Genomic DNA, 22584 nt, shown 5'->3' on the forward strand with positions numbered 1-22584 from the left:
CCAACGGACTCACGCTCATGACCCTCAACTGTACTTACGCGCCCGACAATATCTTCGCCAAGATCCTGAGCGGTGCAATTCCGTCGGTGAAGGTGTACGAGGACGACCGGGTGTTGAGCTTCATGGATGCCTTTCCCCAGGCCAACGGCCATACCCTGGTGATCCCGAAAGTTTCGGCCTGCAACCTGTTCGACGTGTCGTCGGAAGACCTGCAGAACCTGATCCATCACACCCAGCGTATCGCCACGGCGCTGCGCGACGGGTTGGAGCCAGATGGCATCCGTATCGCCCAGTTCAACGGCGAGTCGGCCGGGCAGACGGTGTTTCACCTGCACTTCCACATCATCCCGGTCTATAACGGCAACCAGGTCCGCGCCCATGCCGCCGGCCAGATGGCCGACCTGAATGAGCTGCGCGGTTTTGCCGACAAGATCAGGGCGAAGCTGTAAGATGTCACCCTTCTACGTATTGCGTCACGGCCAGACCGACTGGAATTTGAATCTGCGGCTGCAGGGGTCGACCGATATCCCGTTGAACGAAACAGGCCGCGAACAGGCGCGCACGGCGGCGAAAGCCCTTATCGGACAAGGTATTACAAAAGTTATTACGAGCCCTTTGTCGCGTGCCCTGGAGACGGCGCACATCGTGAGCGAACGCCTGGGCCTTGAGCCCGCGATCGACGCCCGGCTGATCGAGCGCAATTTCGGCCTGTTCGAGGGCATGACCATCGACGAGGTGCATCGGCACCGTGACGAGATGCGCGAGCACATGAATCCGCTGGCCGATCTGGACGGCAAGCATTATCCGCACAATGCCGAGCCTTTGGGCGAGGTGATCGATCGGGTCTTCACCTGCGTCAACGCGCACAGGGTTGATGGCGAGGTGTGTTTGTATGTCTTCCACGGCATTCCGTTCCGGGCGGTGACGCGCAAGTTCCTCAACGAGATGTATTCCAGCCCCAATGCCAGCCCTGTGCGTTTTGACAGCGACGGCGAGATATGGCGGATGGTGGCGCTGGATCCGGATAATGCGCCCATTGCTCAGGTGTACAACGCCCAGACGACGATGGGTCGCATTTAGGAAACGTCCGTGTTAACCTTCGCCCAAATCTACGAGAGTTCGTGTTCTGCGCGATGGAAACACCGGGGGGCCAAATCCCCCACCGTCTCATTTGCTTCCAGCAAATGATCCACGGCACGGGCCGCCCCGCTCCCCGTATAACGGGGAGGAATAAGATGAGTATATCCGGCGTGCTATCGGTAATGTGCGATAGCCTTGCCGGCTAAACGGGGGGATAGCATGAAAATTGTCACGGCAGGTTTGCTGGTGCTGGGCGTGGCCGTCGTCGCTGTGGCAGGAACGCTGGGCGGGTTGAGCCGATCACCTGATCCGCGCGTCTGGTACGCCGCCGCGCAGGTCGAGGCCCTGGACCGGGGCTGGGTCAGCGTGCGTCAGGTCGATTGGGAACACCTCAAGACTGGCGCCGGCGCCTATGGGGTCGGCCAGTTGAAACGTCTGAAGCGCGATGGGACGGACGAGGTCAGGTTGACCGCCGCCACCGCGCTTAAGTACGACTTCGCCGACATCGGCATATGCGGCGACGCCCCCTGTGCCGGTGAGGTGGAGTTCTTCGATGTGGTTCCGCGCACCGAACTGCTGCAGCAGAAGTTTTACACCCCCCGCCTGACCCAGGGCCAGGTTCTGCCGCCCGATTTTGCCGTCGACACGATTTCCGAGGTTCAGATCTATTGCGGCCATGACCTGAAGGAAGACCCAAGCACCTGCACCCTGCGCATGCAGGACTTCAACGGTGACGGCAAGGCCGAGGTCTATCTGGAGGCGGTGCGCCCCGGCCGCGACCGCCAACTGGAAGATCCAATCCGGTCGCTGACGATCTTTCGCGAGACGGAACGGGGTTGGGAGGAATTGTCGCGCGTGTTTTTGCGAGATGCCGACGGTAGCGTATGGTTCGACCGTCCCTTCCCCCTGGAACCCTCCCCGCCCGATCGCGTCCTGATCAATAATGTCGCCTTCCGCTTCGTGGCCTATCCCGGCGTCGATACGGCGGACAAGCCAGCCGACCTGGCGGGGCAGGCCGCGATGATGGCGCCGCTGGGCCGGCGGATCGCGGAGATTCCCGTCGTGTTTCCGAAGGGCCGGGCCATGCCGGCCGGGCTGGCCGGAGCTCTTGCGTCAGGTCGTACCGGCTTCATAGCCCTTACGCGCAATCCAAGGTCCGAGGGCTCGAAAGGGGTACCGCCGGTGCAATATACCCGCCCCCCCGCCTGTCAGGATGCGAAGACCTGTCGAGCCATCGTGGCGGATCTGGATCATGACGGCGACGATGACGTGATCCTGATCGGTGATCCCTCGCCGACCAACGGCTTTGCGCCGCTGGATGCTACCTTGCTGCAAAACGACGGCAGCCGATGGACGGTGGCGGCCAATGTGTGTGTTCGCAAGGAGATCGTGCCCGATATCGACGCCGCGGCCTTCGTAATCAAGCCTTCCGAATGGGGCGTGATCCGACTGGGCCGAAACCTGTATCCGGTGATCGGCAATCCCGGCTGCGAGGTACTGGAGCCTGTTCTGTAAGCTTGCGGTATGGCTCGTCAGGACAGGGTGGTCATGGTAGACTGGTCGCAAAATGGGGTTGGGTGATGAAAAACGAAACTTTTTCGCCGCAACAGGCGCTAATCCTGCGTCTGGTGGTTGGGCTGGGCTTCGGCCTGATCCTGGGCTTCCTGTACCACCAGCTGCGTCCCCTGCCTGACCATGAAGGCCCACTGTGGATGCGGCTCCTGGCGCCGGCCCTGACCCTGGGGGCGTTTGTCATCTGGGCCAACGCGGCCGCCGTACGCCGGGTGAGCCTGGCCGCATGGAGTTTGATCGCCCTGGGTCTTATCGCCTTTATCGCCTGGAACAGTCTGGTTCACGGCGTGCACCAAAACTACAGCCCGCTGTTCTTCAATCTGGCCTTCCTCATCTATCCGTTCCTGTTCATTGCCAGCGAACTGGTCAGTTCCGGCGATCAGGCCGGCAAACCCATCGCCCCGTACAGCCTGTATTTCGACCAGGCCTGGAAACACGGCGTGCAACTGGCCCTGGCGGTCATCTTTACCGCCATGTTCTGGGGCATTCTGTGGCTGGGCGCCGCCTTGCTGGGCTTTATCGGGTTCGACTGGTTCCGCGAGATGATCGAAAGCGAATATTTCTCCTGGCCGGCCTCGGGGCTGGCGATTGCCGCCGCCGTCCATCTCGGCGATGTCCAGACCAAGCTAATGCACGCCTTCCGTTCGCTGGTCCTGGGGGTTCTCTCCTGGCTGTTGCCTGTCATCACCTTGATCGGCATCATCTTTGCCGTCAGCCTGTGTTTCAGCGGATTGCAGCCATTGTGGTCGACCAAGGCGGCAACCGCCTCGCTTCTGGCGGCCTGTGTCGCCCTGGTTCTGTTGGTCAACGCCGCCTATCAGCAGGGCGACGAAGAGCGGCCGGTCCATGTCGTGCTGAAGTGGTCGACGCGGCTGGCTTGCGCGCTGCTACTGGCGTTTTCGCTCCTGGCAGCCTACAGCCTGTACCTGCGTATCCACCAGTACGGCCTGACGCCGGAGCGCGTCCTGGCCGCCGTCGGGGTGTTTGTCGCCGTGCTGTTCGGGCTGGGATACGCCTATGCTGCGGTGCTGCCGCGCGGGCGCTGGATGGCCGGCATCGAGACGATCAATGTCACCCTGGCGTTCGTCAAGGTCCTGGTTTTCCTGGCTGTCCTGACGCCGGTCGCCGATCCGCTGCGGCTCAGCGCCGAGTCCCAGGCGTCGCGCCTGGAAAGCGGCACTGTCGCCTCGAACAGGTTCGACTGGCGCGTCCTGCGGTATGAAACCGGCGCCTATGGCCGTACGACGCTTGCCCGTCTGGCCAAGTCGGGCAAGACGGATACGATCCGCGCCAAGGCCAAGGACGCCCTGGCCTGGAAGGATGAAGACCGGTGGGACCACGATCCCGAACCGCCTGCGCCGAAGAAGCCCGTCGCCGCACGTATCCGCATGGTCCAGGAAGGCGCCGTCCTGCCGCCCAGCTTCCTGGCGCAGGCCTATCCGTCCAACGGACTCTATCCCGACTGCCTGGATCAGGGCGAAAGTTGCGATGGACTGCTGCTGGACATGAATGACGACGGCAAGCCGGAACTGCTGCTTTTGGATGGCCATCGTCTGGTGATGATCTACGAAAGCGATGGCGCGTGGACGGTCGGAAACGGTTTTTCCGAGTATCTTGATAAGCAGGAGGCCGAAGCCTTCAAGGCCGGCAAGGTGACGGCACGTGCAGCGGTGTGGAAGGATCTGGACATCGACGGCAGTGTGCGGTCGCTGAATACGTCAGGTCCGGAGGTGCGCCGGGTGATCCGCAAAGAGCCGTAAGGACTTCAGTAAAACCGCTCTCATTTTAAGTTTACACGCTCCGCACGCTGACACGGTGATTCCGTGTAAGCGTGCTTTGCTCTAGGCGCCTAACGCGGCGCGCTTGGCCTCGGCTTCGGCGCAAGTAACGTCATGATGCCGGTCACCACCACCGTTATGATGAAGGTGCCGACGGCCGATACGACAGCGTCGAGGGTCGCCATGGACGCTGCCTGCGCCCCTTCTGAACTCGCGCTTCCCTGAGCGGCCATCACCATAACCGCACCGGCCACTGCCGTGAAAATGGCCCCATCGGTCAACGGACGGAACACCGGCCCGCCCTTGATCAGCTTGGTGACCAGTCCCGCGATCAGCACAGGCACAGCCGCGCCGCCCATCGCAGAGCCAAGGACGTCAGGTGCAAGACTACCCGTGGGCAGCACGTGGACGACCGATATTATGGCAAAGCCAATGATGCCGCTGACGACGATGCCCGCCATCCGGTCCATGCCCCTGGCCGGCCGGGCGACGGCGTCGCGCTTCTGCTTCTGCGCCACCATCTTGTCGATGGCCTCCGCTGCCGGTGACAGGCGCTCGAAAACGTCGCAGATATCGGATGGCGGCAGCTTCGCGGCGTCAAACGGATTGCCATTGGCGCGCCTCAAAAACACCAGGCGGGCTTCGGTCAGCCGGTCGATATCGGCTCTGGTCACCGGTCCGTCGCCACACCCCAGCCAGTCCGCCAGATAGCGCCAGTCAGTGGCCTGCTCAGGCGTCGCGGCACCAGCCAGGCAGGTCTCGCGCAGTCTCAGCACGACGTGCGGGAACGTCCCGAACTCATAGGTATCCGGTGTCAATTCTAGCTTAGCCATGTCCTCCCCCGAACCGCGTGTGGTGCGATACCGAATTCATAGAGTAAGTACACTCGCGCCAGCAAGCTGTATTTCCAGGTATACTTGGCTACGATCCTGGTCGAGAGACTGATCAGGTTTTAAGCCTAAGCCGCTGCGCGCAGGTTCGGCCGAAGACTGGCGAACAGTTCCAGCGAACGCAATCGCGCCTCGATGTCGTGGATCGGCATGGAGATGATCAGTTCATCGGCTTGCGTCTGATCAAGGAAGGCGCCCAGGCGTTTTTCGATCGTCGCCGATGAGCCCACCATGGCGTAGCGCAGCATGTGGTCGATCATTGCCGTCTCGTCCGGACGCAGGTCGGCAATGGCGTCGTAGGACGGCTTGGGGAAGGGTTTGCGGACATTGCGGCGCAGATTGGCGAAGGACTGCTGCATCGAGGTGTAGAGGAATTCGGCCTCGGCATCGGTGTCCGCCGCCACGCCCATGACGCCGACCATGGTGTGCGGTTTGTCGAGATGTTCCGAGGGTTGGAAGCGGCTGCGGTAGATGTTGAGCGCTTCGAACAGCAATTCCGGCGCAAAATGCGAGGCAAAGGCATAGGGCAGACCCAGTTGCGCCGCCAGTTGTGCGCTGTAGAGGGATGAGCCCAGCAGCCAGATCGGTACCTTCGCGTTCATGCCGGGGACGGCCAGGATGCGCTGGTTTTCGTCGGGTTCGTCCATCAGGGCCTGGAGTTCCAGCACATCGTTTGGAAAGCTGTCGACACCTGAGTCCATGTTACGGCGCAGGGCGCGCGCCGTCATCATGTCGGTGCCGGGCGCCCTCCCCAGCCCCAGGTCGACCCGGCCGGGGAACAGGGCTTCCAGGGTGCCGAACTGTTCGGCGATCACCAGAGGCGAGTGGTTGGGCAGCATGATGCCGCCGGAGCCGATGCGGATGGTTTTCGTGGCCTGGCCGACATGGGCAATCACGATCGAGGTCGCCGCCGAGGCGATGGCCGGCATGCCGTGGTGTTCGGCCAGCCAGTAGCGGTGGTAGCCAGCGGCTTCGGCCGCCTGGGCCATGCGCGCCGAATTGGCCAGGGCATCGGAGACGGTGCCGCCTTCGCTGATCTGCGACAGGTCGAGAATGGAAAAGGGGATCATGGGGCGCGCTCCGGGAGGAGGTGCTTATGTAGGAGGTGCGGCTACGATTTGAAGGGGAAGAGTAGGTAAAGGCAGAGCGGCCGTGAGATAGACGTTTGAAATTCATAACCTGCTCGACCACTCCATGGCGGGGCGCTTGTCGCCAGGAAGTCCCTAAGATCGGAAACTCCCCTCACGGAGACGAGGACTTCAGACGCCGCGACCAGCGCCAAGTGACTGGTATAGCATATAGACCGCAACGGCGAACACCAGACCGGCAAACCCTGTTGTCAAAGCGCCTCGCCTGGCCGCGACAAGCTGCGCTACCCTGGTGCCCGCGACACTGCCCGCAAAGCCTCCGCAGACGAAGACGACAGCTATCGGCCAATCAACCAGACCCGCCATCGCATAGGTCGATGCCGTTGACACACCGAAGGCAGCGACAGAGAAAAGCGACGACGAAATCGCATTTACGATTGGCATCGCGGTTGCCGCCATAAGGCTGGGCACGATCAGAAAGCCGCCGCCGATGCCGAAAAAGCCAGACAGCAGACCCGTCGCCAGCCCGAAGGCAACGAGACGGGGAAAATTGTCCCCATTGAGTCGAACCTTGGGATTTCCTTCGGCATTGCGGTTCACGAGCATCAGTCCGGCCACGATCATCATCAGCAAGGCGAACAGCGAGAGCAACACCTTGCCGTTAAGGAGCTTGCCAAAGTAAGCGCCGATCAGAGCGCCGATAACGCCGCTTACCGTAAAAACCATGACGCAGCGCCATTTGACGGTACCGGTGCGCACCCGGCCGATCAAACTAATGGCTGCGTTCAATGCAACGCTGACGGCGCTCGTGCCGATGGCGATGTGGGGGTTGGTTATGCCAACAACATACACCAGCAAGGGAACGGCCAGAATCGACCCGCCTCCCCCCACCAGTGACAAGGTAAAGCCGACAAGACCGCCGGCAATCGCCGCTAAGAGATAGTGGATGTCGAACATGGCTGTTGCTTTACGCCTGACGGCGATTCCAGGGGGCAAGCATCAGCAATTTCGCCATGCCACAAAAACCCGTAACGCCCGCAAACACCAGCCCGGCCCCGACAAGGCCAGACAACAGGATGAGAGGCGCGGCGACAAAGCGGGCGAGCAGTACGCCCGCGACGACGAGGAGTCCGGCGGCGATCATCACCTGACGCTGAAGTTCGATCGGTTGCCGGGCGTCCTTTTGCACAGGCAGGCCGCTCTGCTTCCAATTGTCCAGGCCGCCGTCGAGCAGAAGCCAGTTTCGCTCGCCAGCCTTGGCCGCAAGTCGGTCGGCATGAACCTGAGTGCGGCCGCCGCTCTTGCAGTGGAAGACGATGATGTCGCCTTCAATCGTGACGGCATCGAGCGCCGATACCGGACAATTCAACGCGCCTTCGATGCGTTCGCGGCGGTGTTCGTCAGCGTCCCGGATATCGACCAACACTGCGCCGTTGCGGACCAGACGCGCTGCGTCTGCCGGGCTGATTAACCTACTCATGACGGATACTTTCGTTACTTGATTTGAATTGGCAGACCGGCGGCAGCCCAGGCGTCAAATCCACCTTCCAGCAGATAGACCTCAGGCGCCGAAGTCGTGGCGCGCAGTCGCTGCGCGTTCATCGTGGTGCGCCGGCCAGACCGGCAGTGAAATATGACCGGTTGATCGTGATCCACGGACACCGCGTCCGGCCGCAAGCCGGAAAGTGCCAGGTGGCCGGCCTCGGGAATGACCTGATCGCGCTCATCAGCCTCACGGATGTCGAACAACCTCGCGCCGGCGGTGATCAGAATCTGCGCATCCGCAGGTGAAATCGTATTAGCCGCGTTCATGAGGCGACTCCATAGTTGGCAGGTCAGGACAATAGATGTCGCGGAGCAGGGCCAGGACGCGGGCGGCTTTTTCGTCCGAGACCCGGTAGAAAAGCGACTGAGACTCGCGACGGTTTGTGACAATGCCCTCATCACGCAGCTTGGCGAGATGCTGGGACAAGGCCGACTGACTCAGGCTCAATCCGTCGGACAGCGCAGACACGGAAAGTTCGCCCGCGGTCAACAGGTGGCAAAGGATGAGCAGGCGTTGCTCATTTGCAAGCGCCCGCAGCAGGCAAGCGGCCTCGCCGGCCTTCGCCTCGAATACGCTTAGTTCGGTTGTGAAAGCGTTTTGCATTAGCCCTTCCTATATTAGATATTGCTTATTTAGTCACTTCTAATATATATGTCAAGCCAATAGGAGAGCCGTTATGCCCAAAGCTGAAATTAAAGCCTTTTTCGACGAACCCACCCATACCGTGACGTATCTCGTATGGGACGCAGAGAGCGGTTCGGGGCTGGTGATCGATCCGGTGCTCGACTTCGATGTCACGACCGGCGAAGTCGATACCCGGTCGGTTGAAGCCGTGCTGGCCAGCGCCATTGCCGAGAAAGTCCGGATTGAGTGGGTTTTGGAAACCCATGTCCACGCCGATCACTTGAGCGCCGCGCCGCTCATCAAGGCGCGGACAGGTGCGCGCATCGGCATTGGCGAACATATTGTGGACGTACAGCGCATTTTCCGCCCGGTGTTCAATGCGGTTGACGTGAAGCCCGAGGGGGGCGATTTCGATGCCCTGTTTTCAGACGGCGAAATGCTTCACGTGGGAGGCCTGAAGGTTGAGGTGCTTTACACACCGGGCCATACGCCTGCAGATGTCAGTTACAGAATCGACGACGCGGTCTTTGTTGGCGACACCCTGTTCATGCCGGATTACGGAACGGCGCGCGCCGACTTTCCCGGCGGTGACGCGCGCGCGCTTTACCGCTCAACCCGTAAACTGTTGGCCCTTCCGCCCGAAACCCGACTCTTCATGTGTCATGATTACAAGGCCCCCGGCCGCGACCACTATGCGTGGGAAACGACCGTCAAAGACGAGAAAGCCGCCAACAACCATGTCCGTGACGGCATTTCAGAAGACGCGTTCGTCAGGATGCGAACAGAAAGGGATGCCGGACTTGCGGCGCCAAAGCTTCTCTTGCCCTCAATTCAGGTCAATATGCGGGGTGGCCGGTTTCCTCCCGCGACGTCCAACGGCGTGCGCTATATGCTGGTACCCGTAAAAGTTAAAGGGTCACCTGATGCCGTGATGTGGCAGGGCGGTTAGAAACCGTGCACCGCGGCGAAGGAAGGCTGGCTATTGGCAAGGCCCGGTCACCCGGACAGAACCGCTGTCCTCAGCCGTTGTTGCGCCAGGATCTTACGCCCTCAAGGGCGGCCGCCAGACGGTCACCCAGACCGTGGAAGAAGCTCGGAAAGATCAGATTCAGCGCAATCACCGTGACCAGAATTCCAACCATGATCAGGCCGTGGCGCTTCATATCGGACATGCCCGCTCCTTCGTTGCGATCACAATGATCGTGAACGGGGCGTTTAGCAAGCGAATATGGCGAGATTGTGCAGTGCGCTCGCCCCTGACGAGTTGATAAGACTTGAATCGTTAGGGCCTGCTGTGCAGCCTAAGGCATCCAAGGCTATGGGAGGCAAGGATGTATATTATCCCTACGATACTCGGCGCGCTGCTGGCGTGCGGCATTGTCAGCCGTATTCTGCTGTTTCTCATGAAGAACTTGCCCGACGATGTTATCCGCCTGGCGATTGCCAACGGCGTCACCGCAGTCATCGGTTTTGTGCTCGGCGGTTTCGGCGCGGCAAACGGCGGACCGTTTGAGCCGGCCGGCGGCCTGATCTATCCTGTCGTTCAGATCGTCGTATTCGGTATCGACCTGCTGGCGCTGAAAGGCCGGCGCGCCGCGAAGGCGGCTGCGAAAGCCGAGCGTGAGAAAGGGTAAGGCCAGGGGCCTCAGGCCCCTGGACCCCATAACTCGACAGTGAAGGCTGGAATATCGAGGGTATAAGAGATACCAAAGAAAAACCCTGGACCGCTTGGTCCAGGGTTTTTCTTTGGTTTTCATAAGCCGCCGGCATCTCAATCTACGCCGTCAGGTTACGGGGTCCAGGGGCCAAAGAACGTTTCTTGGGACCCCTGGCCTTAAACCTACTCCACGATCTCCGCCTTGGCGCCGGACTTGTCGGCGCCCTTTTGCGACGGGGTGATGTCGAAGGCGATCTTGCCATCGGTCAGCTTGACCAGGATATGGCCGCCCTTGACCAGCTTGCCGAACAGGATCTCGTCGGCCAGCGGCTTCTTGATGTTTTCCTGGATGACGCGGGCCAGAGGACGCGCGCCATACAGTTCGTCGTAGCCGTTTTCGGCCAGCCACTTGCCGGCATCCTCGGTCATTTCGATCGAGATGTGACGGTCGGCCAGCTGCATTTCCAGCTGCAGGATGAACTTCTCGACGACCTTCGAGATGACCTCCGGCTTGAGCTGGCGGAAGGTCACAATGGCGTCCAGGCGGTTGCGGAATTCCGGGGTGAACAGGCGTTTGATGGCCTGTTCGTCCTCGCCCGTCACCTTTTCGCGACCGAAACCGATGCTGTTCTTCTGATTGTCAGAAGCGCCGGCATTGGTGGTCATGATCAGGACGACGTTGCGGAAGTCCACCTTCTTACCCACGGCATCCGTCAGCTGGCCATGGTCCATGACCTGCAGCAGGATGTTGTAGATGTCCTGGTGCGCCTTTTCGATTTCGTCGAGCAGCACGATGGCGTGCGGTTGCTGGTCGACGGCGTCAGTCAGCAGGCCGCCCTGGTCGTGACCGATGTAGCCCGGAGGGGCGCCAATCAGACGCGACACGGTGTGGCGTTCCATATATTCCGACATGTCGAAGCGCAGCAGGTCGATGCCCATGGTGGCGGACAGTTGCTTGGCGACTTCGGTCTTGCCGACGCCGGTCGGGCCGGAGAACAGGTAGCAGCCGATCGGCTTTTGCGGATCGCGCAGGCCGGCACGGGCCAGCTTGATGGCGGTCGACAGCTGCTCGATGGCCTCGTCCTGGCCGAAGACAACCCGTTGCAGGTCAGTCTTCATGTCGCGCAGGGCCTGGGTATCGTCGCGCGACACCGTCTTGGACGGAACGCGGGCGATCTTGGAGATGACGTACTCGATCTCCTTGGGCCCGATGACCTTCTTACGCTTGTTTTCTGGCAGGACCATCTGCAGGGCGCCGGCCTCGTCGATGACGTCGATGGCCTTGTCCGGCAGCTTCCGGTCGGTGATGTAGCGCGCCGACAGTTCCACGGCCGTCTTGATGGCGGCGTCCGTGTACTTCAGATGGTGGAAGGTCTCGTAGTAGGGCTTCAGGCCGCGCAGGATCTTGATGGTGTCGTCCAGGGTCGGCTCATTGACGTCGATCTTTTGGAAGCGACGGACCAGGGCGCGGTCCTTTTCGAAATGCTGACGGTATTCCTTATAGGTGGTCGAACCCATGCAGCGGAGGGAACCGGCGGCCAGGGCAGGCTTCAGCAGGTTGGACGCGTCCATCGCGCCGCCGGAGGTGGCGCCGGCGCCGATGACGGTGTGGATTTCATCGATGAACAGGACGGCGTTCGGGTGGGCTTCCAGTTCCTTGACGACCTGTTTGACGCGTTCTTCGAAGTCGCCGCGGTAACGGGTGCCGGCCAGCAGCGTGCCCATGTCGAGCGAGTAGATGGTGGCGCCGGCCAGGACTTCGGGGACTTCGCCGTCGACGATCTTCTTGGCCAGGCCTTCGGCGATGGCGGTCTTGCCGACGCCGGGATCACCGACCAGCAGCGGGTTGTTCTTGGTGCGGCGGCACAGGATCTGGATGGCGCGCTCAACCTCGGCCGAACGGCCGATCAGCGGGTCGACCTTACCGTGGCGCGACTTTTCATTGAGGTCGACGCAATAGGCGGTCAGGGCGTCGGTCGAGCCGGACTTGGCCTTTTCGTCGGTTGAGCTGCTGTTGTTGTCTTCGGTGGCGCCGCGGACGGCGCGCGGTTCCGATGCGCCTGGCTTCTTGGCGATGCCGTGGGCGATGTAGTTGACCGCGTCGTAGCGCGTCATTTCCTGCTCTTGCAGGAAGAAGGCGGCGTGGGATTCGCGTTCGGAGAAGATGGCGACCAGGACATTGGCGCCGGTGACTTCGTCACGGCCCGAAGACTGGACGTGGATCACGGCGCGCTGGATGACGCGCTGGAAGCCGGCGGTGGGCTTGGCTTCTTCCGACTGGGGCTCGACGAGCGACTTCAGGTCGGTCTCGATATAGGCGTCCAGCGCCGTGCGCAGCTTGGGCAGATCTACATTGCACGCCGTCATCACAGCCGCGGCGTCGACATCGTCGATCAGGGCCAGCAGCAGGTGTTCGAGGGTCGCGTATTCATGGTGATGCGCGTTGGCGTGCCCGACGGCACGGTGCAGAGTTTCCTCCAGAGCGCTTGAAAAAGACGGCATGACGACCTCCTGAACTTAGAACTCACTAATCCGACAAACTCAACCTAAGGCAAAACTGCTAAATTTAGGTTTAGGCTGATTTTAACCATAGATGTGTGAACAGAACCTGAACCTCACGTTTCACTTCTGTCGATAAACCTCACATCTATTTGAATTTATTTTGATTTTCGCGTCATTCTGACGAACAACCCGAAAATAACAGCGTTAGTCTTTTTCCATCGTACACTGCAGCGGATGCTGGTGCCTGCGGGCCATATCCACGACCTGCGCTACCTTTGTTTCCGCAACTTCATACGTATATACGCCGCATACCCCCACTCCGGTTTGGTGGACATGCAACATGACGCGGGTGGCGTCCTCACGCGATTTGTTGAAGAACCGCTCGAGCACATAGACGACGAACTCCATCGGCGTGTAGTCGTCGTTCAGGATCAGGACGCGGTACAGGGACGGCTTTTGCGGCTTGGGCTTGGTCTCGACGACGGCAAGCGGCGCGCCCGCCGGGCGAGTGCCCGCGGTGCCTTTGCTGGCGGCAACTGTGGCTTCGCGCGAAGCCAGACTATTCCTTTGCAACAAAACCGACCTCATTTGCGTTACATCTTAGAGCGCGTTTCGATCCGGAAGAATCGGATCGGCGCTCTAAGTTTTGTCTAACGCGCATCTTAATCCGAAAACGGGGACGCCCGTGCTGGTGCGTCACACTTTTCGGGATGCGCTTGAAACCTTACCGATTCCGGATCCAGCAAGGCCTGTGCCGCGACCTTACCGAGATAGGTTCGGCGCTGCGAAATAACAAGATAGTCCAATCTGAAACGCTGTTAAGAGGGGAAATGCACAAACCCGAACACGAAACGATCACAGATGATTACTGATGTCGAAATGCTACAGCCATGTGGCCGGGGCGCTACGCCGACTTCGAGGGCGGGTCCCCGCCTGTGCGTTAATTTCAGCCGGGATGCGCAAGGAAACAATGTGGTGCGTGTCCGATTTTCGTAACGGCGGCGAGTCGGGTCAGTGTTGGGGGGCGGAAAGCAAGAAAGATACCCCTCCACCCCTTCGGGGTCCCCCTCCCCACTTCGTGGAGAGGAGAAGTAAGGTGCGTTTCAGCGCGTCATCGGTGTGCGGCGGTGGGCCGCATTTCTTTTTGGGACATTTTGTGGGATTTTCACGGCGTCCAAGTGGAGGGCACGACTCATGCAATTCACCGCCGAAATCCTGGCGCGCATCCAGTTCGCCTTTACCGTCTCCTTCCACTTCCTGTTCCCCGCCCTGTCGATCGGGCTGGCGTCGTACCTGGCCGTGCTGAACACCGTCTGGGTTTGGAAGAAGGACGAAGCTTACCTGCGCCTGTTCAACTATTGGAAGACCGTGTTCGCCGTGACCTTCGGCATGGGGGTCGTCTCCGGAATCGTCATGAGCTACCAGTTCGGCACCAACTGGGCCCGGTTTTCCGACCGCGCCGGCGCCGTCATCGGACCATTGATGGGCTATGAAGTGCTGACGGCCTTCTTTCTGGAGGCCGGGTTTTTAGGCATCATGCTGTTCGGGCGCAAACGCGTCGGTGAGAAATTGCATCTGTTCGCGACGATCATGGTCGCCATCGGCACGTTGATTTCCGCCTTCTGGATCCTGGCCGCCAACAGCTGGATGCAGACGCCCCAGGGGCACGCCCTCACGCCGGAAGGGCTGTTCGTGCCGGTGAGCTGGGTCGAGATCATCTTCAATCCGTCATTTCCGTATAGATTGGTCCATACGGTTCTGGCGGCGTTTCTGACCACGGCGTTTGCCGTCGGCGGGGTCGGGGCATGGCATCTGCTGCGCGACCGCGATAGCCGCACCGCCCAGATCATGTTCTCCATGGCCATGTGGATGGCGGCTTTGGTCACGCCGGTGCAGATCTTCGTCGGCGATATGCACGGGCTGAACACGCTCGAGCATCAGCCGGCCAAGATCGCCGCCATGGAAGGCCATTATGAGACGCATAAGGGTGCGCCGCTGATCCTGTTCGGGGTGCCCGACGATGCGGCGGAGAAGACGCGGTACGCGGTTGAGGTGCCCAAGCTGGGGTCGCTGATCCTGGCCCACGATCCCGATGCCGAAATCAAGGGGTTGAAAGCCTGGCCCAAGGCAGACCGGCCCAAGTCGGCCATCGTCTTCTGGGCGTTCCGCATCATGGTCGGGCTGGGGCTGCTGATGCTGTGCGTCGGCATGTGGTCGCTGTGGGCGCGGTGGCGCAAGACCTTGTTTACTGACCGCTGGCTGCAGCGCGCGGCCGTGGCGGTGGCGCCGTCCGGGTTTATCGCCGTTCTGGCCGGTTGGGTGACGACCGAGAACGGCCGCCAGCCGTGGACGGTCTATGGCCTGATGCGGACCTCGGACAGCCTGTCGAACATCGATGCGCCGGCCGTCGGGGCTTCGCTGGTCGCCTTTATCGTCGTCTATTTCGCCGTGTTCGGCGCCGGCATCTTCTATATCTTCCGCCTGATCGGCGCGTCCCCGGACCTGAAGTCGCACCAGGAACTGGACAAGGGTCCGATCCGCGCCGCCGGAGTCACCCCGGCGCCAGCCCAGGAGCCTCGCGATGGCGTTTGATCTTCCCACCATCTGGGCGGCGCTGATCGCCTTCGCCGTACTGGCCTACGTTATTCTGGACGGGTTCGACCTGGGGGTCGGCATCCTGTTTTCCGTGTTCCGGGATGAGCACGACCGCGACGTTATGACCAATTCGGTGGCGCCGGTGTGGGACGGCAACGAAACCTGGCTGGTTTTGGGTGGCGGCGGTTTGCTGGCGGTTTTCCCCCTCGCCTACGCAACGGTTTTGCCGGCGCTGTATGTGCCGCTGATCGTGATGCTGCTGGGGCTGGTGTTCCGGGGCGTGGCGTTCGAGTTCCGCTGGCGGACGTTGCGCTGGAAGCCGGTGTGGGATGTCGGATTTATGGTTGGGTCGACCGTGGCGGCGTTTACGCAGGGCATTGCCCTGGGGGCTTTGGTGCAGGGCATCCGGATCGTGGATCGCGAATATGCCGGCGGATGGTGGGATTGGCTGACGCCGTTTTCGCTGACCTGTGGTGTGGCGGTCGTGGTGGGCTATGCGCTGCTGGGGGCGACCTGGCTGAACCTGAAGACCCTGGGGCCGGTCCAGGATAAGGCGCGCAAGTGGGCCTTGTTGTTGGCGGTGGCGACACTGGGGCTGATCGGCGTGGTCAGCCTGTGGACGCCGTTTATCAACCGGCTCTATTTCGAGCGCTGGTTCGGGTGGCCGACGGCCTTCTTCTCGGCGTTTGTGCCGTTGTTATTGGCGGTATGTGCGTTCGTGTTGTGGCACGGGTTGAAGACGGACAAGCATCTGTCGCCGTTTTTGGCCGCTTTGGGGCTGTTCGTGCTGAGCTATGTCGGGATCGGGATCAGCTTCTATCCCTATATCGTGCCAGGCGCCCTCACCTTCCATGACGCCGCCGGACCGGACAAGTCGCTAGGCTTCCTGCTGGTCGGGGCGGCGGTGCTGGTGCCGACGATCCTGGCCTATACGGGATATGCCTACTGGGTGTTCCGCGGCAAGATCGATCCGAAGGAGGGCTATCATTGAAGCCGTCTAAGGCCCTCACGCAATGGCTGTGGTTCGTCGGGTTGTGGCTGGGCGGCGTGGCTGCGGTTGCGGTGGTGGGATTGGCAATCAAGCTGGTGCTGCGCGCTTAGCTTCACCGATCAGGGTCAGGGTACAGCAGACTTAGCGGCATTCGGTAAAAACAGTGTCAAGCTGTACAGAATTGGTTTGTTGAAGGCCGAAACGGTTGCGGGCCCAATCCCCCACCGTCTCATTTGCTAACCGCAAATGATCCACCTCCCCGTATAACGGGGAGGGATAAGTTATTTATATAGCTGGCTTTTTTCTGGTAGGATGAATAAGAAAAAACCCCGGACCTTGCGGCCCGGGGTTTCATATCTCTCGAAAGAGGTCAGTCGCTTCTTAGCGGTACGACTGGAACTTTTCGACGGCGGCGGTCATGCGCGCGTTGATCGGCTTGAAGGTGTCCTTGAACGAGGCCGACAGGGTCTCGGTCAGTTGGTTCACTTCCGACACATAGGCTTCCATCGAGGTCTTCGCGTAGGCCGACTGCAGCTCGATGACTTCCTGGATGCTCTTGGCGCCCGACAGGGTCTTGGCGGCCGTGACAGCGTCTTCCCAGTTCTTCTTGGAGAAGGCCAGGGCCTGAGCGCCGACGGTTTCCGCGCCCTTGGTGGCGGCGGTCAGCGATTCGACGACGGCTTCGACGTTACCCTTCGACAGGGTGTTGACTTCGTTCAGGGCGCCCAGGGTCTTTTCGACCGAGTCCTTGAAAGCTTGGTTGCCGGCCAGGGCGAACTTGTCGACAGTGGCCTTGATGGTTTCAGCACCGGTGTCCATGATGATACTCCGCTTCTAAAAGGGTTGTCGCACGGCCGCCAGATGGCAGCGTGCGGGGGGACTGTACTGCCGGACTTCTGCCCGGCTTGAGATCGTGTATAACGCAACCGCACAACCAAGTCAATATTTATTGTGCACCGCACAAAACGTTAACAGAAACGTGAAGCGACAATTCGCCTGTGGTGGGAGAATTTTGGCGTATCAGAGGGGGCCGTGGTTGTCTTGTGTGGCCACGCGCTACCATCACGAGGTTCCATGGGAGCGGTCACAATCCGGTGTGTTTAACCGGTGATTAAGAAAACGAAGAGACAAAATTGAACTTCGTGCGTAATATTGCCCTTGCGTCCCCATAATGAGACCACATTGCTTCCTTATTATGGCGCCAGTGCGTTTTTGTAACAGAGTTGAGGACATTGGATGCGTAAGATCGAGCGGGCCACATCGGTTGCTTTGCAAGATACAACGGGGGGAAAGGCGGGTCTCTTGAAAGGCCTGTTGCTGGTCCTCATCTCCGCATTGATACTGGTTGCGCCGCTGAAGGCGCGCGCCCAGGATCTCAGCGGCGACGCCCGTTACTCCGCCATCGTGGTCGATGCCGTCACCGGCGAGGTCTTCTACTCGGCCAAGGCGGATTCGGCGCGCTATCCGGCCTCGCTGACCAAGATCATGACGCTGTATATGGCGTTCGACGCCCTGGCCATGGGCACGCTGAAGCCCGATGATTCCATCATTATGAGCCGCAACGCCTCTGCCCAGGCGCCGGTGAAGGTCTACCTGAAGCCCGGCGAAACCATCGATGTCGATTCGGCCATGCGCCTGGTGGCGCTGTATTCGGCCAACGACCTGGCCGTCGCCCTGGCCGAAAAGATCGGCGGCACCGAAGAGCGTTTCGCCGCGCTGATGACCATCAAGGCCCAGGAACTGGGCATGGGCCAGACGCGCTTCGTCAATGCTTCAGGCCTGCCCGATCCGCGCCAGCTGTCGTCGGCGCGCGACATGGCTATCCTGGCCCGCGCCGTCATGCGCGACTATCCGCAGTATTACGACTATTTCAGCCTGCCCAGCTACACCTTCCGCGGCAGGACCTATGTCAACCACAACCCGCTGCGCGACATGCCGGGCGTGGACGGCATGAAGACCGGCTTCACCAATGCCGCCGGCTATAATCTGGTGGCGTCCCAGGTCAAGGACGGCCATCGCCTGATTGCCGTCATGCTGGGCGGCAACAACAAGTCGCAGCGCCGCGAGCACGTCTCCTTCCTGATGAACACCGGCTTCGATATCTTCGACCGACGCGCCAACGGTGAAGTCATCACCGTCGCCCAGACCGAATTCACCAAGGCCTTTGCCGCCCGCAACGCTATTCCGGACGAGCCCCGGCCCTATACGATTTTGGCGAACAATGAGTCGCTCAGCGATGCCGGCCTGCGTGATGCTCTGGAAGCCAGCGAAGAGGCCAATGCCGTCGACGAAGACGTCCAGACCGTCAGCGCCACCGTCAAGGCACCCGACGTGGTTCGCACCCTGACGACCAAGCCGGCGGCCAAGCCCGAGGCGAAAGTCGCTGCCAAGCCGGAGCCCAAGGTGGAACCCAAGGCTTCCGGCAAGCGCACCACCAAGCAGGTCGCCGCCGCTACGCCGGCCAAGAAGAAAAAAGACCCGAACGCCGTGTGGGCGATCCAGGTCGGCGCCTTCAAGAACAAGACCCTGGCCAGTGACTGGGTATCTAACATCAAGAAGAAGTTCAGCTCGGCCCTGGCCGACGCCACCTCGGAAATCAGCAAGTCGGATGCCGGCTGGTATCGCACGCGGTTCGCCTCGATGACCAAGGAGCAGGCCCAGAAGGCGTGTTCGCAGATCTCGGCCAAGCGGCTGGACTGCATGGTGGTCAAGGGCAATTCGTAAGGTTGCTTCGATCGAATGTGAAAAACCCCGGCTCCGACGAGCCGGGGTTTTTGTTTGCGTCCTATACCGACTGCGGTTGATTATGACTCTTAAGAAAGAGCCCCGCCCAGCGCTTCGCGCCATGCGCTGGCGAAAGCTGTACTTTCGCTGCGCTTACCCCGTAAACGGGGTGGGCAAAGAAAGTTTAAGCTCAGTTGCCGCTGGTATAAACCCTTATTGCTTCGGTGGTAACTCGGGCAGGACCGGTTTGGCGGTGGCGTCTTCGACATATTCAAAACCGCCGACCTCGATCCACTGGCCGTCCTTCTCCATGCTGGAGCGGGTGCGGTAGACACCATCGGCACCGATCTCGCCCCGCGCCCTCAGCTTGCCCAGGCCCGGAACGCCATGCACGGTTTCCTCAGCGACATAGGCATTGGGACCGTCGGGGTGGATGACGCCGGTCGTATAAAAGCCGCCCGTCGTCACATAGGTGTAGACATAGCCGTTGCCGTCTTCCGCCGGGAACAGCACGCTCTCACCGGCATAGGCGCCGTTATTGACCGAATGGGTGATGCGGATGGCGTGGCCGCCCAGGTCCCATTGCCATTGCTGGACATCGTTGATCGGGGCGCCGCCGGCCGGGCCCTTGCCGGTGCCGCGCCAGGTCTTGCCGGCCCAGGCTTCCAGCGGCGCAAAGGCCGCCCGGCCGATGGCTTTGGCCGGCACGTCCTGGGCGAAGGCCGCCACGGGCTGGGCCAGGCAGATGGCCGCAGCCGCCGCCAGAAGGATACGTCGGATCATTGTCGGCTCCTTTTTTGTACCGCCTCATGTTTATCCCAAAAGTGGCAGACCATTTTTTGGCATCAGGCTCTAATGCCACAGGCCCAGGATCAGGCCGATAACGGTGAACAAAAGCGCATTATATCCGCCGTTGATAGCGAACAGGGTCAGGCTTTTGCGCTCGAACAGATAGTTGATACCAAAGGCGGCGGCGACCCAGGCGATACCGGCGGCGGCCCCTGCCCCGACAGCGAACGGCAGGGCCGGTTTCGGACCCAGAAAAAATGCGAAGACGACCGAGGCCAGCAGGGTCAGGGCAAAAGCCCCGCCGAAAATCACGCCCATATTGCCGTTCTTCATAGCCTCGTCGCTGACGCCGGCTTCGCGTTGCCAGGCCTTGCCGAACAGTAGCGGTGAATACCAGACGCCGCCCAAACCGAAGGCGGCGATGGCTGCGGCGACGGTCGCCAACCAATTGATCTCAGGCATAGTCTAGCTCCCCAGTTGAAAGTCAGGCGGTTTCAGGCTTTCTGGCGGCACGCGCCATCAGCATGTCGAAGTGGTCTCGCAGCATGCCGACGCCGCGGTCGAAGTAGGTCACGTCGAGGTGGGTGCGCGCCTGCATCACCCCGCCCTCCATGGTAGTCAGGACGAACTGCGCCAGGGCGGCCTTGTCCAGCCCCGCCGGCAGGCGGTCGGCGGCGGCTTCGAGGCAGGTTTCAATGGCCTTGGTCCAGCCGGTGAAGTTGACGGCCAGCAGATTGCGCACCACCGGGTCGGCCTCGTGCAGTTCCAGGGCCAGGCTGCCGATCGGACAGCCATAGGTGCATTCGGTTTCGACGATCAGCCAGCGATAGCGGTCCAGCAAGGCGAAGATGCGGTCGACCGGATCGCCGACGCCTTCCCAGGCGGGTTCAAGCAGCATGGGATACAGACCGTCGCGGTACGATTCCAGCACGGCGATCAGCACGTCCTGCTTACCCGGGAAAGCGTGGTAGAGACTGCCGCTGTTGAGCTGGGTCCGGCTCAATATGTCGGCGATCGAGGTCGAGTTGTAGCCTTTGCTCCAGAAGAGATCCATGGCAGCCAGTACAATCTTGGTGCGGGTGTCGAGTTCTGTTTTCACGCAAGGCCTCATAACAGCGATCTTGATTAAGCGTTCAACCAATCTTGTTGTCAAGCGTGACTTGAACGATCACTCAAGGAAAGGATCGAAACCATGAGACGGAAGGAGCTATTCCACTGACAGTAAAGCCCCTCCCACCGCTTCGCGGTCCCCCCTCCCCGTAAACGGGGCGGGAGATTCCAGCTACACTTGCTCCGCTCTAGCGGCGTTTCAGAAGCAGATCGCGGGCGGCGTTGAGCGCCTTGGCGCGGTCGGCCGAGCCGCCCTGGTCGGGATGAGCGGTCTTCATCAGTTGCTTCCACGCCGCGACAACCGCCTTACGATCGGCGCCGATGGCCAGGCCCAGGGTCTGGTAGGCCTGGATCTGTTCCGCCGTGTAGGCTGCGGCAGCTTCGGGCCGCTGCGGCCGCGTTTGAAAGTTGGCGGAGAACCGGACCGTGGAGCTGAACATGATGGCGGTGGCCAGGCACGACAAACCGGCCCATACCGAACCCCGCACCAGCAGGACAACACCCAGAACCAGGAAGCCCAGGCTCATGACACCGCGCAGGACGCGGAACTGCTTGAACCACGGTCCGGACTGGACCTTGCCCAGCCGGACCTGACGTCCCAGGAAGATCAGCGCGGCCAGGATGGCCAGCCCCAGGGCGATCCACATGCCTTAGCTCCCGGCCTTGACTAGGACAGGTTCTGCGAGAACGACCGCGGCCTTGTCTTCGGCGACTTCGAGCCCCAGGGACAGCATCAGCGCGCGCAGTTCCTGGCGCGCCGAGACATGGGCCAGGGACACGGCCACCGGCCGTACCTCGGTTGACAGGTCCTGGACCGTCAGGCCGAACGGAAACAGTTCGCGATAGATGACGCGGTCACGCAGACCGGCCAGGACGCGGAAGCCGACGCGCTTGCCCAGGGCCATGACGCGCTCATCGACCCGTTTGCGGTTACGGGCTTCGGTCGCCGCCAGGCGGTTGCGCAGCACGATCCAGTCGATGGAGCGGCCATCCCAGCGCACCCGCTGCTTGCGCGAATTCCACACGGTTTCGGCATAGATGGAAGGCCGCTTGACGTCGAGGGTCACCGGATCGACCTCGCCCAGCAGGTCGAAGTCGATAAAGCTGTCGTTCATCGGTGTAACGATGACATGGGCGGCGGCGTGGGCGCGGCGGCTCAGGACATGGTCGCCGCCCGGGGTGTCGATGATGACGAAGTCCGCCGTCTGGACGGTTTCGTCCAGGGCGCGGTCGAAGATCTTTTTCGCTTCGGCTTCGGGCAGGTTCAGCAGGCTGGCCGGCTTGTCGGCCAGGAAGGGCTCGGCGGCATGGGGGATATCGACGCCGTGGGCACGGGCCCAGGTCAGCCGGTTGGAGAAGAAGCGTGCCAGGGTGCGTTGACGCAGGTCGAGGTCGATGAAGGCCACGCGCAGGCCCTGATGCAACAGCTGGACGGCCACGTGCATGGCTACGGTGGACTTGCCTGCCCCGCCCTTTTCATTGCCAAACGTCAGAATCCGCGCCGTCATACCCTTCACTTAAGCGCTTACGCCGATGTGCGCCAGTGGCTAGCGCGAGAGCGCCGTGGGCAAGTCACGACAAAGTGTGGTGCATTGCAAACAAATGGTAAATGCATTCACTCCGCGATCGGACTATATT

24 protein-coding genes are annotated in these 22584 nt (G+C 61.1%); 9 read left to right on the top strand and 15 right to left on the bottom strand.

The window, feature by feature from the left end; all coding sequences use genetic code 11:
- Positions 1-17 precede the first annotated feature (17 nt).
- From ABAC460_RS40635 to ABAC460_RS40650, 4 genes are all read left to right on the top strand, one after another.
- Complete coding sequence (locus ABAC460_RS40635) at positions 18-449, top strand: HIT family protein (protein ID WP_023454525.1); 432 nt, start codon at positions 18-20, stop codon at positions 447-449.
- A gap of 1 nt (position 450) precedes the next feature.
- Positions 451-1080, top strand: a complete 630-nt coding sequence (locus ABAC460_RS40640; RefSeq protein WP_023454526.1) for a histidine phosphatase family protein — start codon at positions 451-453, stop codon at positions 1078-1080.
- Positions 1081-1299: 219 nt separating this feature from the next.
- Positions 1300-2595, top strand: coding sequence for a hypothetical protein (locus ABAC460_RS40645; protein WP_023454527.1), 1296 nt, complete (start codon positions 1300-1302; stop codon positions 2593-2595).
- Between the two features lie 65 nt (positions 2596-2660).
- Positions 2661-4412, top strand: coding sequence for a DUF4153 domain-containing protein (locus tag ABAC460_RS40650; RefSeq protein WP_023454528.1), 1752 nt, complete (start codon positions 2661-2663; stop codon positions 4410-4412).
- Positions 4413-4501: 89 nt separating this feature from the next.
- Here ABAC460_RS40650 and ABAC460_RS40655 read toward each other — a convergent pair whose 3' ends face one another.
- The 6 genes from ABAC460_RS40655 to ABAC460_RS40680 form a co-directional block, all read right to left on the bottom strand.
- On the bottom strand, positions 4502-5263 hold the full coding sequence (locus ABAC460_RS40655; protein ID WP_155914693.1) for a hypothetical protein: 762 nt from the start codon (positions 5261-5263) through the stop codon (positions 4502-4504).
- A gap of 125 nt (positions 5264-5388) precedes the next feature.
- Positions 5389-6390 (bottom strand): LLM class flavin-dependent oxidoreductase, encoded by a 1002-nt coding sequence (locus tag ABAC460_RS40660; RefSeq protein WP_023454530.1) that lies wholly within the window; start codon positions 6388-6390, stop codon positions 5389-5391.
- 189 nt (positions 6391-6579) lie between these two features.
- On the bottom strand, positions 6580-7365 hold the full coding sequence (locus ABAC460_RS40665; RefSeq protein WP_023454531.1) for a sulfite exporter TauE/SafE family protein: 786 nt from the start codon (positions 7363-7365) through the stop codon (positions 6580-6582).
- A gap of 10 nt (positions 7366-7375) precedes the next feature.
- The gene (locus ABAC460_RS40670; protein ID WP_031237112.1) at positions 7376-7888 is read right to left on the bottom strand and encodes a rhodanese family protein; all 513 of its coding nucleotides are present in this window, start codon (positions 7886-7888) and stop codon (positions 7376-7378) included.
- Between the two features lie 14 nt (positions 7889-7902).
- Complete coding sequence (locus ABAC460_RS40675; protein WP_023454533.1) at positions 7903-8220, bottom strand: rhodanese-like domain-containing protein; 318 nt, start codon at positions 8218-8220, stop codon at positions 7903-7905.
- Positions 8207-8557 carry an ArsR/SmtB family transcription factor gene (locus ABAC460_RS40680; protein WP_023454534.1) on the bottom strand — a complete coding sequence of 117 codons (351 nt, stop codon included), beginning with the start codon at positions 8555-8557 and terminating at the stop codon, positions 8207-8209. The genes ABAC460_RS40675 and ABAC460_RS40680 overlap by 14 nt, the downstream gene beginning before the upstream one ends.
- A 73-nt stretch (positions 8558-8630) precedes the next feature.
- Between ABAC460_RS40680 and ABAC460_RS40685 the strand changes: the two genes are divergently transcribed.
- Complete coding sequence (locus ABAC460_RS40685) at positions 8631-9527, top strand: MBL fold metallo-hydrolase (RefSeq protein ID WP_023454535.1); 897 nt, start codon at positions 8631-8633, stop codon at positions 9525-9527.
- A gap of 70 nt (positions 9528-9597) precedes the next feature.
- Here ABAC460_RS40685 and ABAC460_RS49870 read toward each other — a convergent pair whose 3' ends face one another.
- Positions 9598-9750: a hypothetical protein gene (locus ABAC460_RS49870; protein ID WP_023454536.1), complete on the bottom strand. Its 153-nt coding sequence runs from the start codon at positions 9748-9750 to the stop codon at positions 9598-9600.
- Between the two features lie 159 nt (positions 9751-9909).
- Between ABAC460_RS49870 and ABAC460_RS40690 the strand changes: the two genes are divergently transcribed.
- A complete protein-coding gene (locus tag ABAC460_RS40690) occupies positions 9910-10212 on the top strand; it encodes a hypothetical protein (RefSeq protein WP_023454537.1) in 303 nt (100 codons plus the stop codon).
- 206 nt (positions 10213-10418) lie between these two features.
- Here the strand turns inward: ABAC460_RS40690 and clpA are convergent, their stop codons facing one another.
- Both clpA and clpS read right to left on the bottom strand, forming a co-directional pair.
- Entirely contained in the window at positions 10419-12737 is a 2319-nt protein-coding gene (gene clpA / locus ABAC460_RS40695; RefSeq protein WP_023454538.1) for an ATP-dependent Clp protease ATP-binding subunit ClpA, read from the bottom strand.
- A gap of 204 nt (positions 12738-12941) precedes the next feature.
- Entirely contained in the window at positions 12942-13325 is a 384-nt protein-coding gene (gene clpS / locus ABAC460_RS40700; RefSeq protein WP_023454539.1) for an ATP-dependent Clp protease adapter ClpS, read from the bottom strand.
- 606 nt (positions 13326-13931) lie between these two features.
- Here clpS and ABAC460_RS40705 point away from each other — a divergent pair.
- Both ABAC460_RS40705 and cydB read left to right on the top strand, forming a co-directional pair.
- Entirely contained in the window at positions 13932-15329 is a 1398-nt protein-coding gene (locus ABAC460_RS40705) for a cytochrome ubiquinol oxidase subunit I (protein WP_023454540.1), read from the top strand.
- Positions 15319-16323, top strand: coding sequence for a cytochrome d ubiquinol oxidase subunit II (gene cydB, locus ABAC460_RS40710; RefSeq protein WP_023454541.1), 1005 nt, complete (start codon positions 15319-15321; stop codon positions 16321-16323). The genes ABAC460_RS40705 and cydB overlap by 11 nt, the downstream gene beginning before the upstream one ends.
- 381 nt (positions 16324-16704) lie before the next feature.
- Here cydB and ABAC460_RS40715 read toward each other — a convergent pair whose 3' ends face one another.
- Positions 16705-17142: a phasin family protein gene (locus tag ABAC460_RS40715; RefSeq protein ID WP_023454543.1), complete on the bottom strand. Its 438-nt coding sequence runs from the start codon at positions 17140-17142 to the stop codon at positions 16705-16707.
- A 483-nt stretch (positions 17143-17625) separates the two neighbouring features.
- Here ABAC460_RS40715 and ABAC460_RS40720 point away from each other — a divergent pair, with 483 nt between their 5' ends.
- Positions 17626-19047 (top strand): D-alanyl-D-alanine carboxypeptidase, encoded by a 1422-nt coding sequence (locus tag ABAC460_RS40720; RefSeq protein ID WP_023454544.1) that lies wholly within the window; start codon positions 17626-17628, stop codon positions 19045-19047.
- 213 nt (positions 19048-19260) lie between these two features.
- On the opposite strand, the gene ABAC460_RS48485 is transcribed toward ABAC460_RS40720, so the two are convergent.
- The 5 genes from ABAC460_RS48485 to ABAC460_RS40740 form a co-directional block, all read right to left on the bottom strand.
- Entirely contained in the window at positions 19261-19830 is a 570-nt protein-coding gene (locus ABAC460_RS48485) for a hypothetical protein (RefSeq protein WP_023454545.1), read from the bottom strand.
- A 69-nt stretch (positions 19831-19899) separates the two neighbouring features.
- Positions 19900-20298 (bottom strand): DUF1761 domain-containing protein, encoded by a 399-nt coding sequence (locus tag ABAC460_RS40725; RefSeq protein ID WP_023454546.1) that lies wholly within the window; start codon positions 20296-20298, stop codon positions 19900-19902.
- Between the two features lie 22 nt (positions 20299-20320).
- Complete coding sequence (locus ABAC460_RS40730; RefSeq protein WP_023454547.1) at positions 20321-20935, bottom strand: TetR/AcrR family transcriptional regulator; 615 nt, start codon at positions 20933-20935, stop codon at positions 20321-20323.
- A 199-nt stretch (positions 20936-21134) separates the two neighbouring features.
- Positions 21135-21593 (bottom strand): J domain-containing protein, encoded by a 459-nt coding sequence (locus tag ABAC460_RS40735; RefSeq protein WP_023454548.1) that lies wholly within the window; start codon positions 21591-21593, stop codon positions 21135-21137.
- Between the two features lie 3 nt (positions 21594-21596).
- Positions 21597-22454: a division plane positioning ATPase MipZ gene (locus ABAC460_RS40740; RefSeq protein ID WP_023454549.1), complete on the bottom strand. Its 858-nt coding sequence runs from the start codon at positions 22452-22454 to the stop codon at positions 21597-21599.
- Positions 22455-22584: the final 130 nt, after the last annotated feature.

The organism is Asticcacaulis sp. AC460 (genome assembly GCF_000495795.1).
GTDB lineage: Bacteria > Pseudomonadota > Alphaproteobacteria > Caulobacterales > Caulobacteraceae > Asticcacaulis.